This window comes from Moritella sp. 36 (genome assembly GCF_018219415.1).
GTDB lineage: Bacteria > Pseudomonadota > Gammaproteobacteria > Enterobacterales > Moritellaceae > Moritella.
Genome location: NZ_CP056120.1, coordinates 3,858,012 through 3,872,794 on the forward strand (window position 1 = coordinate 3,858,012; position 14,783 = coordinate 3,872,794).

The window sequence follows — 14,783 nt, forward strand, 5'->3', positions numbered from 1 at the left end:
TTAAGGGAGAGCTTAACTACATATTTGGTGTGTCTGTTACTACATGTAGATTCTGCGCTCGATGTCTTAGCAAGTGATCCATTAGCGTGATAGCAAGTTGTGCTTCAGCAATTGGCACTGCGCGAATACCCACACATGGATCGTGGCGACCTTTGGTAACCACTTCAATTGCATTACCAAACTTATCAATTGATTTACCGGGAATGGTAATACTTGATGTTGGCTTCATCGCAATGTGAGCAATGATGTCTTGGCCACTTGAAATGCCACCCAGTACGCCACCAGCATGATTAGAAAGGAAACCATCTTCTGGTGTCATTTCATCGCGGTGCTCACTACCAAGCTGTTCTACAACGCCAAAACCATCACCAATCTCAACACCTTTCACGGCATTAATGCTCATTAATGAATGAGCTATTTCAGCATCTAAACGATCGAATACCGGCTCACCTAAACCGACAGGAACACCTTCAGCAACCACAGTTACTTTAGCGCCCACAGAGTTACCTGATTTTTTCAATCCACGCATGTATTCATCAAGCGCTTCTAATTTGCTTGGATCAGGAAAGAAGAATGGGTTTTGTTCAACTTGATCCCATTGCAGTGCTTCTGCTTTGATTGGGCCCAGTTGTGATAAATAACCACGAATCACAATACCGTGTTGCTCTTTCAAATATTTCTTCGCAATTGCACCCGCTGCTACACGCATTGCAGTTTCACGTGCCGATGAACGACCACCACCACGGTAATCGCGATGACCAAATTTCTGATGATAAGTATAATCAGCGTGACCTGGACGGAAGGTATCTTTAATATTTGAATAATCTTGTGAACGTTGATCGGTATTTTTGATCATCAGGCCAATTGAACAACCTGTAGTTTTACCTTCAAAAATACCAGAAAGGATCTGAACTTCGTCAGCTTCACGTCGTTGAGTGGTATAGCGAGATGTGCCAGGCTTACGACGGTCGAGATCAAACTGCAGATCTTCGAGTGAGATTTCAAGTCCTGGAGGGCAGCCGTCAATGATGCACCCAAGTGCTGGACCATGGCTTTCTCCGAATGTGGAGATCTTAAATAATTGCCCAATACTATTCCCTGCCATAACAGCGTTTCCTTTATATAATGCCGACTAATACCTTTGAGAATACAAGACCCGCGGCTTAGCGACAATAGAAAATAGCTAAAAAAGGAATAAAAAAACCTGTCATCATCATAAGATGATCACAGGTTTATCATGGGTTAAAGACCTATAATAGTTCGTTACCGCATTATTTAAACGGAGCGACTATTTATTTAAACGGAGCAAACTCTGCCATAGAATCTAAGATCTGCTCTTTGCTGATCACGAAGATACCGTGACCGCCGTTTTGCATTTCTAACCAGGTAAATGGTACTTCAGGGAATTTCTCTTGCATGTGAACCATGCTGTTACCAATCTCAACAAACAGTAAACCGCCGTCGTTTAGCATGTCAGGTGCTTGTGCTAGCATTTTAAGCGTTAGCTCTAGTCCATCAAAACCAGACTGTAGACCGATTTCAGGTTCGTGTTTGAACTCGTCTGGTAAGTTATCAATGTCTTCTTGATCAACATAAGGAGGATTCGATACGATCATGTCGTAACGTAACCCAGTTAGGTTCGAGAACAAATCAGATTGAATTGGTGTTACTTGATTTTCAACACCGTGATCTTGAATATTGATTTCGGCAACTTCAATCGCACCGTGTTCAATATCAACTGCATCAATGTCTGAATCTGGGAATGCATGTGACAATGCAATGGCAATACAACCACTGCCCGTACACATATCAAGGATACGCATAGGTTCGTGTGTTAACCAAGGTTGGAAGCCATTCATGATCAGTTCAGCAAACGGTGAGCGTGGCACTAAAACACGTTCATCAACGAAGAACTCTAAACCAGCAAACCATGCTTTGTTAGTCAAATATGCTGCAGGGATACGCTCGTTTACACGGCGAACGATCAGCTCAACCAATTTTTGGCGTTCAGAAGTAAGCAGTTTCGCATGACGAATTTGAGGGTCAATATCTAATGGTAAATGTAGTGTCGGTAAGATTAACTGTACAGCTTCATCCCACGCGTTATCAGTACCGTGACCATAAAAAATACCCGCATCGTTAAAACGGCTAACCGCCCAACGGATGATATCTTGTATTGTCGTTAACTCTTTGACTGCTTCGTCAATAAAAATCCTGTCCACAATTGACTCCAATTTTGGTAAAATAACAAAATGTTTAATCAACTGAGCTTAGCAGTTGAATTTGGGTAACTAACATTATGTTTAATAAACAAATGAAAAAAAAGATGTTGCTGCAAATAGATGTAGCAAAAGAACAGGTACAAGCTGCGCAAGTGAAAGTATCGCAAGCCGCGCTGAAACCAGATGAACACGCTCTTTTTTCTGATAGTATGAAAGGTATAAAACCTTTGACACAGGATACCATACGCAAAACAAAAATCAGGGCTAATAAACCGAAAACACAAGCAAATGATTCAATCCGCCAAGAATCAGCGCAACGTGAACATTTTTTCTCCGATCAATTTGAGCCCCACATTGCAGACGAAGGCCCTACCCGTTATATACGTGATGGCGTTTCACCCTATGAGCTGAAGAAATTACGTCGTGGTGATTACGAACCCGAATTGCTTTTGGACTTGCATGGTTTAACCCAAGAAATCGCCAAGGTAGAAATATCTGCATTAATCGCAGAGTGCCGTAAACAGCATATCCGCTGTTGTAATGTCATGCACGGTCATGGCAAAAATATTCTTAAGCGTCAATTGCCAATGTGGTTAGCCCAGCATCCTGATATTGAAGCATTTCACCAAGCAACCAAAACTTGGGGTGGCAGTGCTGCAATATCAATTCTCGTTGAGTTGACTAATAAAGAAGACTTTTTAAGGTAATGAATTAATGGTGGTCGATAAACAAGATCTCTGGTTTGCAGAGCTAGAAAAAGAAAATAACGAGCGTTTGGCGCAGCTTGAAGAAGCAATGATAGAAGAGAATAGATTACACGCAATAAAAGCAGAAGAGATAAGGGTAAAGACTGACAAAGCTGCAATATTTAACGTAAAGCACCCAAGGCTTAGTTTTCTAAAGCGTTACAATGTCATCATTATTATGCTGATTGGCTTAGCTATTACAGTAGGCTTTAATGTGTCGATGTTTATCGCCTAACATCAAATGCTTTATCGGTAAGAGCAAAACTCGCTATCCAACTGAACCAAAAGACAGGCACAAAAAAAGGTTAGTGTATAACACTAACCTTTCAAGCGCGCTTTGCTAAACTGCAAATCCTTTAATTTCACGATTTACTTCCGAGATACGCATTTTAACATTATTCGCTGCATTGCTCGGCATGATTAACAAACCTTGCTGGAACTCTAACAATCCCAAACCTGTGACATAGAGGGTTCCATGAAAAAAACTCTTTACATATCTTGCGATACGCAATGAGTTAAACTGTTTAAAACTACGCATTTAGCACTCCTTTATACGCTTATATAAGTACCATCCAAGTACTTAAACAGATGGCGGCATAATATACTAACAATAGGGTAATGCAAAGATATTTAACATTGCATTAAGCCTTGTATAAAGTGTAAGCACTAATTATAAACGTCATTAAAAACCAGTGTGTTACTTTATACTCGCGGGTGTTTCTAACCACTTCAAATTACAACTATTTTCATCTAATTCTAAGCAAGCAATCGCAGATGTTGCGAAGGCTGGCATTTGCTTACCGGTTGTCAATACTGAAGTGAGATAGCTCACTACAGGTAAATGCGAAACCAGTAAGATTGTTTGGTAATTATATTGCTCAACCAGTGCACGAACATAATCAGCAATATACTCTGCATCCCCGTATGGGGTTATATCGTCACAGACTTCGACACTGTTTACGGTAAATAAGTTCCCGATAACTTGCCAAGTTTGTGCAGCTCGTACATAAGGGCTGTGTAATACACAATCTAAAGTTGGTTCAATCGCACTTAACCAACTGGCCATATCAACAGACTGTTGTCGTCCTGTACCCGTTAACTCACGTTCCGCATCGCTGTTTGCATATAAGCCTGCTTGACCGTGTCGCATAATATAAATCTTCATACCACCACGCTACATTATCTATTGAAGTCTTATAGATATTAACACAGCACCAAAAAACGATTGCATGATAACGCGCCTTTATGACAAAAATATTAAAAACCACGTTTAGCTTATATTTTTTGAAATTCTTTTCAAAAAATAATTACTTACCGCTATTTTAGCGCCATACTGACTTATATATTATTAGCAAATAGTATCGTCATCGCACGATTTTATATTGTTAATAAGGTTATACCCCAGTATTCATTACTGCATTTTAGATTCGCGATTCTTTGAAGCCGATCTAATTTATTTTCTATGCAGCCATTACATGGAGCACTCGCCTTGATTACTAGCCCTAATGATTCCAAACAATATCGTCACATCACGCTCCCAAATGGTTTAGCGGTATTATTGATCCAAGATGATCAATGTAAAAAGTCCGCCGCCTCAATGTCTGTCGCTGTGGGTCACTTTGATGATCCCCAGCAACATGAAGGACTTGCGCATTTACTCGAACACATGCTTTTTCTCGGTACCGATAAATATCCCAACCCCGGTGAGTACCAGTCATTTATTTCCATGCATGGTGGCAGCAACAACGCGTGGACAGGCACCGAATACACCAACTATTACTTTGATATTAACAACAGCTATTTCCATAATGCGTTGGATCGTTTCGCTCAATTTTTTATCGCCCCCAGCTTCAATTCCGACTTGTTAGACCGAGAACGCCATGCTGTTGATTCAGAATTTAAGCTAAAGCTAAAAGATGATGTTCGCCGTTTTTATCAAGTTCATAAAGAAACTGTCAATCCAACCCATCCATTTAGCAAATTTTCGGTGGGTAATCTCTCTACGCTCGCGGACACAGAAACCTACACCCTGCGTGAAGAACTGCTGCGATTTTACGAACAACATTACTGCGCCTCTTTAATGAAGTTAGTTATACAATCCGAACTTTCACTCGATAAACAAGAACACATGCTTAACGAGATGTTCTCAGCTATCCCTAACCGAGGCATAAACGCGGTCCCTTTAGCGACCCCTTTATATACCGACGCGCAATTACAACAAGCCATTTGGGTTGAATCGATCAGTGGCCACAAAAAATTATACATCTGCTTTCCGCTCGGTGATATTGTGCCCTACTACCAAATCAAACCATTGAGTCACATTAGTCAGTTACTTGGTGATGAAACGGAAGGAAGTTTACTGTCGTTGTTAAAAAGCAAAGGTTGGGTAACCGCATTATCTGCAGGTAGTGGTCAAAGTGGTGCTAACTTTAAAGATTACAATGTCATTATGGGCTTAACGAGCGATGGCTTTAAGCATATTACCGAGATTGTCGAATTCTGTTTACAATATATCAAACTGATCGCAGAACAAGGTTTACAGGCGTGGCGTTATGACGAAAAGAAAAATTTCTTAGAGCAAGCATTTCGCTACCAAGAAAAAATACCGGCAATAAAAAATGTCTCTCACCTATCGCAAAACTTACATATTTATCCACCTGAGCATGTCATTTATGGTGATTACATGATGACGGGCTTTGATATAGAGGCTTGTCGTTTCTTTTTACAGCAGTTTAATGCTACGAATATGCGGTTAATGGTATCGGCACCAAACTTGGACACCAATAAAACAGCCGCTTGGTATGATACCCCTTATCGTGTCGATGAATTTACACCTTACCAGCAACAACGCTGGGCGAATGTAGAGATTGATGAAAGCCTGGCACTGCCTATAAAAAACCGCTTCATGAGCTCGTCTTTAGAAGCCCTTCCGCTTGATGAAGCCAACCTAACTGAGCAACCAAGGCTAATTGATCAGAGTGAAGGTTTTAAAACTTGGTTTATGCAAGAACATCAGTTCCATTTACCTAAGGGTAATATCTTCATTTCAATAGACAGTGAATATGCCATTGCCAATACCCATAATATTGCGATGACCCGATTAGCGGTTGAACTCTTGATGGAGCAATTAAACAGCCTGACTTATCAAGCCGAGATTGCTGGCATTAATTACCACATTTATGCGCACCAAGGCGGCTTTACCTTACACATTGCCGGGTTTGCCCAGAAACAGTTCGAATTATTAAAACTGATCATCGGTCATCGTCACTTACAAATGATTGATAGTGAAACCTTCTCGAGTATTCGTAATCAGCTGCTTATCTCGTGGGAAAATCAGAAACAAGCAAAACCAATCAATCGCTTATTTTCAACGCTCACCTCGGTGCTACAACCAAATAATCCCTCGAGCGAGCGCTTAGCGAAAGCGTTAGTGAGTATTAAGCAGGAGCAATTACCTGAGTACTTGGAAAAAGTATATCAAAACATCAGTGTTGAAGTATTCGTACACGGTGACTGGCATCAATCTCAAGCGCTAGAAATAAGCCAGTATGTGAGAGATAAATTGCATCCATTTAGCTCTCCCGGTAAAGAGACAATACGTAAATTAGTGGACATTCGCGATACAGGTTCGTTGGTGCATGAAGTTGCTACTGAACATAATGATGCCGCGCTGATTGTTTATTACCAAGCATCAGAGATATCACCAAAAGAGCTCGCTTATTACAGTTTGGCTAATCATGTGATGTCGTCTAAATTCTTCTATGAGTTACGCACCCAACAACAATTGGGTTATGTCGTTGGTACAGGTAATATCCCGCTTAATCGTCATGCGGGTTTGATGTTCTATGTACAGTCACCACATACTCAACCAGTGAAACTGTTGGATGCGATCAATGACTTTATTGATTTCTTCCCGTTCGGGATGATCTCGTTTACCGAACAGCAATGGCAATCAAGTAAACAAGGCTTGATCTCTAAATTACATGAACCAGATGCCAACATAAACAGCAAAAGTAAACGTCTGTGGCACGCCATTGGTATTAAAGATAAAGCCTTTAATAAATCCGAGAGGATCGCAGAAGAATTAGAAAAAATAGAACGCATCGACCTTATTCGCTTTATGGTGGAATTAAAATCTCGCACCTCTGACCGCTTGATCATGTCTACGATAAACCAAGTAAATAAACATGACGATGAATACGAAGAAGATCATGTAGAAAAGCTTGAAGGCACCTATATTGCAGATGTAGAAGCCTTCCAGCAACAAAGTAATGTGTTTGAACTCTAGCTTATATCGCCATTAATGCAAAAAGGCGCTGTCGGTTATTAACCCACAGCGCCTTTTTTAAAGCAATTTTTGTTAGCTGCTTAAACCAATGAAACCACCCAAGGTAATCAAAAGGCCACCTGTGGCTTTATTGATCTTATCTTGATAACGATTGAGCATTTGTTTAAGTGCGCCACGGTTCAGCAATATGATGAAACACGACCACATTACTGCCGTTTCTAAAAATATAGATAAGCTAATTAATAACTTGTCTGATGTTGGTGTTTCAGGTGCAATAACCTGACTGAATGCCGCCACCATGAACATCAAGATCTTCGGATTTAATAAATTACACAACAAACCGTCTAAATACGCTTTCGTTGGACGATAGTTCAATGTACCGGCATCCACTTCAATGTCGCTTTTACCTGCACGCAGTGATTTAATACCGATATAAATAAGATAAGCAGCACCTAACCAACGCACAACATTGAACAGCATTGGGTGGCTCGAAATCAGTAATGAAATACCAAATAAACCTAACATCATGTGTACGGCTAAACCAGAAATAATACCACCAACACAATACCACGCGGCACGTTTAGCGTTTAGGCTACCGTATTTTAGCACTAACATCATGTCAGGGCCTGGACTGAGCATGCCAAAAAAATTAACTACTAATAAAGACACTATAATTTCGTACATAATGATTACCACTCCATTGCGTTAGGGTAATCATAGAACGTTAATCGAAATGAATATAATGACTTCTTCTACTCTACCGCAGTCCCGCTAGGAATGTTGCAGCTTAATTGCGCATGTAGTTCATCACGCAGCCACTTATGTGCCAAATCATGGTCAAAACGGGGATGCCATATAATTGCAGCCTGTAAAATAGGTAATTTGATCGGTAATTCTTTTCGCGTAAATTGCTCACCAATGATTAATTTATCTGCAATAGAGTTAGGTATGGTCAATAAATGGTCGGTTTTAGCGATAATACTAAAAGCCGAAGAGTAAGAAGGAATACGCAATGCCACGTCTCTAAACAGTCCTTGAGCAGATAAGGCGACATCAATATCACCCGCTTTGTCTGAGCCCGAGGTAATAATGCCATGCGGATATTGGGTATAATTCGCTAATGTTAACACTTCATTTTCTAATGGATGCCCTTGGCGCATGATACACACGTAATTATCTTTTTCTAACGGTAAATAAGAAAGATGTTTATGCTCGGGTCGAATAATGGTTGCCCCTAAATCAATCTCGCCACGCTCCATCGCCGCTAACGTAAACTTATCCCAATAGGTGAGATTAAGTTTAATGTTCGGAGCCTGTTGATATAAATATGCAAGGGCGGCAGGTAGTATATAGTCGGTCACGTAATCGGTTGACGCTATGGTAAACTCACGCTGAGATTGCAGCGGATCAAACCCTCCAGTCACTAACAAGCCATCAATATTATTTAAGATCTGTGCCAGTACTGGTTTTAATTGCTTGGCTTTTTCGGTTAACTGACTTTTATTGTCCAGTTTTATTAATAACGGATCGGAAAATATCTCACGTAATTTCGCCAGATTTTTACTCATTGCCGATTGAGTAATGTATTGACGCTGTGCAGCGGCAGTGACCTGCTGCTCTTGTAACAAGTACTGCAAGCTGACTAATAAATTGAGGTTGATGCGTTGTAAATTAATCATTTAGTTTTAATTTTAAATCTGCGTTGCCTTCACGATAATCCATTGTCACCTTAAAGCCACAATATTTTGCTAATTTAATCATCCCCGAATTGGTTGGCATGGTGAAACCAACCATATTTTTTAAGCCTAATTGACGACAAAACGCAATGATTTTCAGCATAAGTGCTTTACCTAAGCCCTGCCCTTTCAAATCTGAGCGTACCGAAATAGCAAATTCAGCTTCGCCGCGATCCCAGTCAAAGATAGCTTGCACCACCCCTAAGGTTTCAGGCTGACCCATTGGATTCTTAGCGCTAGCAATAAATGCCATCTCACGTTCATAATCAATTTGCGTTAACATCGCCATTTCGAAATGACTGAATTTAGAACGCGAACCAAAATAACGTAGGTAACGATCATCTGCGGTTAACGATGAATCAAATGCCTGATGTTGTGGCTCATCCTCGTGACGGATCGGTCTTAATAACACCGCTTTACCATTTTTCATGGTGTAGATACTTTCCAGCTCTTTCGGATACGGTAAAATCGCTAACTTTTGCAGTGAACGTCGACCACGTAAACCAATATTAACCTTATCAACTTTAATGTTATAACCACTACGCCCTAATTCTAATGGATCTATCGAAATAGATTTGATCATCGGAAAATCAATAATCATTTGAGAAATTCGGGTTAATATTTCACACAAGCCTTCCATGTTTAAACGCACAGATAAACTACGCTCACGGATAATGCCCTGCTTGATGGAGCCCACCACAAGATAACGGGATAACGCCATATTCAACGGTGGTAACGCAACCCCCGCATCTTGATCTATATCCCAATTACCACCAGCTTCACCTAAGCAAATAATCGGACCAAAGGCCGCATCGTCGACAACTTCAATACGGAATTTATTCACTTCATCTTTAGTTAGCGTCGTATCCGACATAATCCCGTATGCGGCGAGTAACAAGGTGATACCTTTTTCGTTGACCTCCTTCACACCTTTACGCATGGCTTTGTCGATCATCATCTTAGCATCAGTAATCAAACCTGGATTCAAATCAGCTAATGTTTCAGGGGTTTGAATTAGCTGCTTTTGGTGACGTCTAAATTTAACAATATAATTGAAGGCATTCACTGCCACTTCTGGTGTACCGTACGACGGAATACCGGCTTTAATCAAGGTCTGGCGGGCAATGCGACCACTGGTTTCCCCCATCCATGAAGTAAATATAATCGGGCCTTTTTTGTTATTTTTAACCAGTTGTGGTATCAATTTTTCGGCGGTAACATGGCAGACTTCCGTCACCTGTGGCGCATGAATAATCAATAAAGCATCGTACTGTGCATCTTCTAATACAATATCGATCACTTTACTGTACGCCTCTGCGTCAACGCCACCGAGTATATTAATAGGATTCATGCTGGTAATTTTACCCGGTAATGCTTTTAATAATTTCTGCTCGGTTTCATAACTTAATTCAGCCAGCTTACAACCAGATTTAATCAGTACATCAGTTGCCATATACGCCGGTGAACCACCATTCGAGATGATCAACATTTTATCGCCACGTACAGAGCGCTTGATCGTCGCAATAGTTTTGATTGCCGACAGAAGTTCAAAGGTATCATTAACCCGTAACATACCCGAGCGTTGGAATGCGGCTGTATAAGCGGTGTTATAAGATATTTTATTGCGTCGGTCTTGTAATAACGCCGTTGGTCCGCTCACATTTGAACTTGAACGTACCACCACAATTGGTTTTTTAAATGCCGCGGCTCTCGCTGCCGACATAAAACGGCGTGTATCAATAATATTATCGACATACAAAGCAATTGATTTAGTAAAACGGTCGCGGCTTAGATAATCGATTAAATCGGCAAAATTAACATCAATACGGGTGCCAATCGAAATGAAACAAGAGAAGCCTACACCACGCGTTTCAGCCCAGTCGATCATAGATGTAGCAAACGCCGCGGATTGTGAAATAACCGCTACATCACCCGCAGGCGGGGCGACGTGAGCCAAGCTGACATTTAATTTAAGACGCGGATTTAATACCCCTAAACTACTTGGGCCTAATACGCGAATATTGTATTTTGCCGCGATTAAGCCAATTTTTTCCCAAATTTCGGCATTGCCTTCATAAGGCTCATCACTAAATAAGATAACCGCTTTACAACCTACCTCACCGAGTTCTTTTACGATCTTGGTTACAAAACGAATCGGTGTACAAATCGCGCCAAGATCAGGTGCAATAGGTAACTCACTTGGTTTCTCATACGCTAAAATCCCACATACATTGTTCGATTTTAATGATACCGGCATAATAGGACCGTCATACTGACTAGCAATTAAATTTTTAACGACCCAATAACCAATACTTTCTGGGCTATTTTTAGCGCCAATAACGGCAATAGATGAAGGTTCTAATAATGCTTTGATATTCAATTGGGACATAGTTATGAGACCGCCTGTTAAATACTACGTTTTCTATAGGGTAATGATTTTTTGATAAAATTACGAGTCACTGCAATAATTTGATTCCACTTTCCCATGACTTTTCTTTGAGTTTGAGTTTCCAATACTAATACCGCTTGTTCTGATGCCGCCCATGAATCATTAAGTAATGATTTCGCCGCCACAATCGCATCTGGAGAGCGCGTTTTAAGGCTATCAACAAAGGTCATCGCCGCCGCCATTGGATCATCACAGACATGCGTCACCAAACCATATTTCTCCGCTTCGATACCGCTAAACTTACGCCCTGTCATCGTAAGCTCTTTGGCTATATCAATACGGGTGAGCTCACGCATGGTGATCATGCCACTCATATCAGGAATGAGTCCCCATTTAATTTCCATCACAGAAAATTCACAATCGGCGGTGCTATAACGGAAATCAGCCCCTAACGCAATTTGCAGTCCACCACCAAAGCACACACCATGGGTGACAGCAATGACAGGAACAGGGATTTGACGCCAAAGATAACCGACCTTTTGCGCCAGATTAGCAAGTTCGCCTTCTTCACGTTTTAATAGTTTGCCGGGATTGAGGGGATTTTTGATAATACTTTTGACATCAAGACCAGCACAGAACACCTTACCATCACCACGTACAATGACTGCTCGGATGGCTTTATTATTAGCAAGTTCTGTTGCTGTGTTATCTAATGCATAAAACATATCCATGTCTAATGCATTGTACTTTTGGCCTCGATTTAACGTAACAATGGCGACATCATCGTTAATATCCACAGTTACGCGTGGTGCTTGTATGGCCGCTTGATTACTTGGCATCTTCTAACTCTCCTTGTATTAGATTCAATAATAAATCGTATCACAAGATAGTAGAATAAAGAGTCACTTAAATTTATGACATATCTCAAGCTTTTATATGCTTAGAGTAAATACCCAGATTATGTTGAAATACAATACTTAGATTCAAATATAGGAGCTATTACAAATTTTACTTAAAATGTTACTATTGCTTTTTAAACAGTTTCTGAAAATTAGATCTTAAAACCACACCATGGTTTGTGCGACTAAGCCAAATTTATTTGCACCACCATAACTGGCACCAACATCAAGATGGAAAACATTAAAGGGAGATAAACCGATACCTGCAGTAAATACTTGTTTTTTATTGTCTTGCAAATCTTTTACATAACCAGCACGCAGTTGCATTGCTGACGGTAGGCCAATTTCACCACCAATTCTCAGCATTTGGGTATTATCAAAATCATCTTGAACACCCGATAGGCTGTTTATATTTTCATAGCGCTTCTTGGCATTAACGTCAACATCAACGGCTAGCGTTAGATAGTCATGACTCCAACTTAACCCTGTAGTGACAATTGGGTTTAAGTTATAACTCGCACTTGAACCATTCATCGGTTTTAAATCGATCTTTTGTGGGATTAAGTTTTTAACCACTGCACCCACGCTTAGTCCATGCTGCAAACCAACTTCCATCCCTAAATCTAGGTTGAAGCCTTTCTTATCACTGGTTGCACCATCTTTGTATTTGTCTGGATCAAATGTATTAATTGTTTGTGAGTAGTTATAAGTCGAAATAATATTGTATTTAGGCGACATGCCGATATGCATGCCGCCATAACGCGTATCGAATTTACGCGCAAAGGTCATTCCGAATTCAACCACAGAGATCGCATACACACTCATTTTAGAATCGATAACACCATTGTCAGTATCATCTGCGATTACATCAGAGAAGACGAAAGAATCCGCGTAGCCTTTAAGAAACACATTGGTGGAGTAATAACGTGTCGGCACAGACGCAACTAAACCAAAGCCAGCTTCAGCATAGGCTTTATCGCCCGCAATTGTCGCTAACGCAGCATCAACTGCTGCTGTATCATCAGGGAAGTTAGCCTTAGAAACAACATCATAAATATTGGAGGCGTCATGATATAAATCATCAGGATCATCGACTTGAAGACCAATCACAGGTGCTAATAAGCCAAAGTCATCACGCACATCATGTTTAGCTGCCATTGCAGGGTTGTGAAACGACGCAGTAACGTAATCCGCCGTAGTAACACCAACGCCGCCCATTGCGTATGAGCGAGCATCAAACTCCGTCGCAGATAACTGACAACTTGTGGCTGCAATGCCAAGCGTAAAAGGCAACAGCAATGATTTCGAGAATTGAATCTTCATCAGACCATGGATCCTTATGATATTTGAATAGCGATATGTTCCATCACCAACATTATAAGGTTTATATCGTCATTTCTGGTAACAACTTTAGTTAATTTCGTGTAGTCGCACAAAAAAATAGAGAAATACGCTACTTATAGATTACTTTTTGATCGTGCTCACAATGCTTAATATGAATACTGATGCTCAGTAATGCAGCAATCAAACCTCTAATAAGAATTTTTTATTGACCTTTAAGAGAGGATTACCTAAAGTACGCATCGTTATATACCATATAACAATCTGATTAGGTGACGTGTCCGAGTGGCTGAAGGAGCACGCCTGGAAAGCGTGTAAAGGGCAACCTTTCGAGAGTTCGAATCTCTCCGTCACCGCCATTCTCTTTGTTAAAAGATTTATATTAAGATGCTTAGGGCATCTTTTTTTGTATCTAAAATTCAGTAAGCAATAAACTTTTACAGTCCTATTCTGCCCCTGTTCAATATTAGGCTATCCTATTTCAATAGGTTAGCGACTGATGGGCTATACACAACAAAGAACAGTAGTAATACAGTGAATGTTAAGTTATAAGAGCTGCTAGAAATATCAATCATTTTTAAATTGTCGTATGCAGGTGGAAGAATTGAGTAAAAATAACGAGTCGCATTTAGTTTCTGGTCGAGAATGTGGAGAGTGTACAGCCTGCTGCGTTGTCCTTCAGATTGATGATGAACATTTTAAAAAACCTGCCGATCAAGTCTGTGAAAATTTGATGGAAAAAGGTGGCTGTAAAATCTATACCAAAAGGCCTTCTGTATGCCAAGACTGGCATTGTGCATGGCGTTTCATGCCACAATTAGATGAGACTTGGAGACCAGATCTATCAGGGATAATGGTTCGTTCAGATGAGAATGGTATTATTTTCCAACCGATTCACGATCCTAAAACCGTGTTAATTACAGCACAAGCAATCGAGTTAATTGGTGGTGGTGTTGCCCAAGGCATTCCAATGTCGATGTCTATTCCGATTAAAAAAGGTTACCGTAGTTATAGCACGTCTTTGAATGAACCTTTAGAGGCGGCAGTAGACGCTAGAAGTCTGCCGATGATCCAAGATAAGATGCTGGAACTGATTGAGTTTTCGTTAGCGCAAAACACAGCGATAATTCCAACCATCGAGAATTAAAGAATAAACAGACAA

General features: G+C 40.5%; 13 protein-coding genes and 1 tRNA gene. 5 read left to right on the forward strand and 9 right to left on the reverse strand.

The window, feature by feature from the left end; translation table 11 throughout:
* Window positions 1-16: 16 nt before the first annotated feature.
* Together aroC and prmB are read right to left on the reverse strand one after the other, a co-directional pair.
* Entirely contained in the window at window positions 17-1,105 is a 1,089-nt protein-coding gene (aroC, locus tag HWV03_RS16965) for a chorismate synthase (protein WP_211676959.1), read from the reverse strand.
* Window positions 1,106-1,292: 187 nt separating this feature from the next.
* A complete protein-coding gene (prmB, locus tag HWV03_RS16970; RefSeq protein ID WP_211672668.1) occupies window positions 1,293-2,222 on the reverse strand; it encodes a 50S ribosomal protein L3 N(5)-glutamine methyltransferase in 930 nt (309 codons plus the stop codon).
* Between the two features lie 77 nt (window positions 2,223-2,299).
* On the opposite strand from prmB, the gene smrB reads away from it, so the two are divergent.
* On the forward strand, window positions 2,300-2,929 hold the full coding sequence (smrB, locus tag HWV03_RS16975; RefSeq protein ID WP_211676960.1) for an endonuclease SmrB: 630 nt from the start codon (window positions 2,300-2,302) through the stop codon (window positions 2,927-2,929).
* Window positions 2,930-2,936: 7 nt separating this feature from the next.
* Window positions 2,937-3,203: a hypothetical protein gene (locus HWV03_RS16980; RefSeq protein WP_211676961.1), complete on the forward strand. Its 267-nt coding sequence runs from the start codon at window positions 2,937-2,939 to the stop codon at window positions 3,201-3,203.
* 105 nt (window positions 3,204-3,308) lie between these two features.
* Here HWV03_RS16980 and HWV03_RS16985 read toward each other — a convergent pair whose 3' ends face one another.
* Window positions 3,309-3,506, reverse strand: coding sequence for a DUF1107 family protein (locus tag HWV03_RS16985; RefSeq protein ID WP_211672671.1), 198 nt, complete (start codon window positions 3,504-3,506; stop codon window positions 3,309-3,311).
* Window positions 3,507-3,665: 159 nt separating this feature from the next.
* Entirely contained in the window at window positions 3,666-4,118 is a 453-nt protein-coding gene (gene sixA / locus HWV03_RS16990; RefSeq protein ID WP_255546885.1) for a phosphohistidine phosphatase SixA, read from the reverse strand.
* Between the two features lie 339 nt (window positions 4,119-4,457).
* Here sixA and HWV03_RS16995 point away from each other — a divergent pair, with 339 nt between their 5' ends.
* Window positions 4,458-7,256: an insulinase family protein gene (locus HWV03_RS16995; protein ID WP_255546887.1), complete on the forward strand. Its 2,799-nt coding sequence runs from the start codon at window positions 4,458-4,460 to the stop codon at window positions 7,254-7,256.
* A 72-nt stretch (window positions 7,257-7,328) separates the two neighbouring features.
* On the opposite strand, the gene HWV03_RS17000 is transcribed toward HWV03_RS16995, so the two are convergent.
* From HWV03_RS17000 to traF, 5 genes are all read right to left on the reverse strand, one after another.
* A complete protein-coding gene (locus HWV03_RS17000; protein ID WP_211676964.1) occupies window positions 7,329-7,940 on the reverse strand; it encodes a LysE family translocator in 612 nt (203 codons plus the stop codon).
* Window positions 7,941-8,008: 68 nt separating this feature from the next.
* Entirely contained in the window at window positions 8,009-8,935 is a 927-nt protein-coding gene (locus HWV03_RS17005; RefSeq protein ID WP_211676965.1) for a LysR family transcriptional regulator, read from the reverse strand.
* Window positions 8,928-11,381, reverse strand: a complete 2,454-nt coding sequence (locus tag HWV03_RS17010) for a bifunctional acetate--CoA ligase family protein/GNAT family N-acetyltransferase (protein WP_211676966.1) — start codon at window positions 11,379-11,381, stop codon at window positions 8,928-8,930. The genes HWV03_RS17005 and HWV03_RS17010 overlap by 8 nt, the downstream gene beginning before the upstream one ends.
* 17 nt (window positions 11,382-11,398) lie before the next feature.
* Entirely contained in the window at window positions 11,399-12,220 is an 822-nt protein-coding gene (locus HWV03_RS17015; RefSeq protein ID WP_211676967.1) for a crotonase/enoyl-CoA hydratase family protein, read from the reverse strand.
* 219 nt (window positions 12,221-12,439) lie between these two features.
* Window positions 12,440-13,603: a conjugal transfer protein TraF gene (traF, locus tag HWV03_RS17020; RefSeq protein ID WP_211676968.1), complete on the reverse strand. Its 1,164-nt coding sequence runs from the start codon at window positions 13,601-13,603 to the stop codon at window positions 12,440-12,442.
* A 289-nt stretch (window positions 13,604-13,892) separates the two neighbouring features.
* Here traF and HWV03_RS17025 point away from each other — a divergent pair.
* Both HWV03_RS17025 and HWV03_RS17030 read left to right on the forward strand, forming a co-directional pair.
* Window positions 13,893-13,980: transfer RNA gene (locus HWV03_RS17025), tRNA-Ser, on the forward strand.
* 245 nt (window positions 13,981-14,225) lie between these two features.
* The gene (locus tag HWV03_RS17030; protein WP_211676969.1) at window positions 14,226-14,768 is read left to right on the forward strand and encodes a hypothetical protein; all 543 of its coding nucleotides are present in this window, start codon (window positions 14,226-14,228) and stop codon (window positions 14,766-14,768) included.
* Window positions 14,769-14,783: the final 15 nt, after the last annotated feature.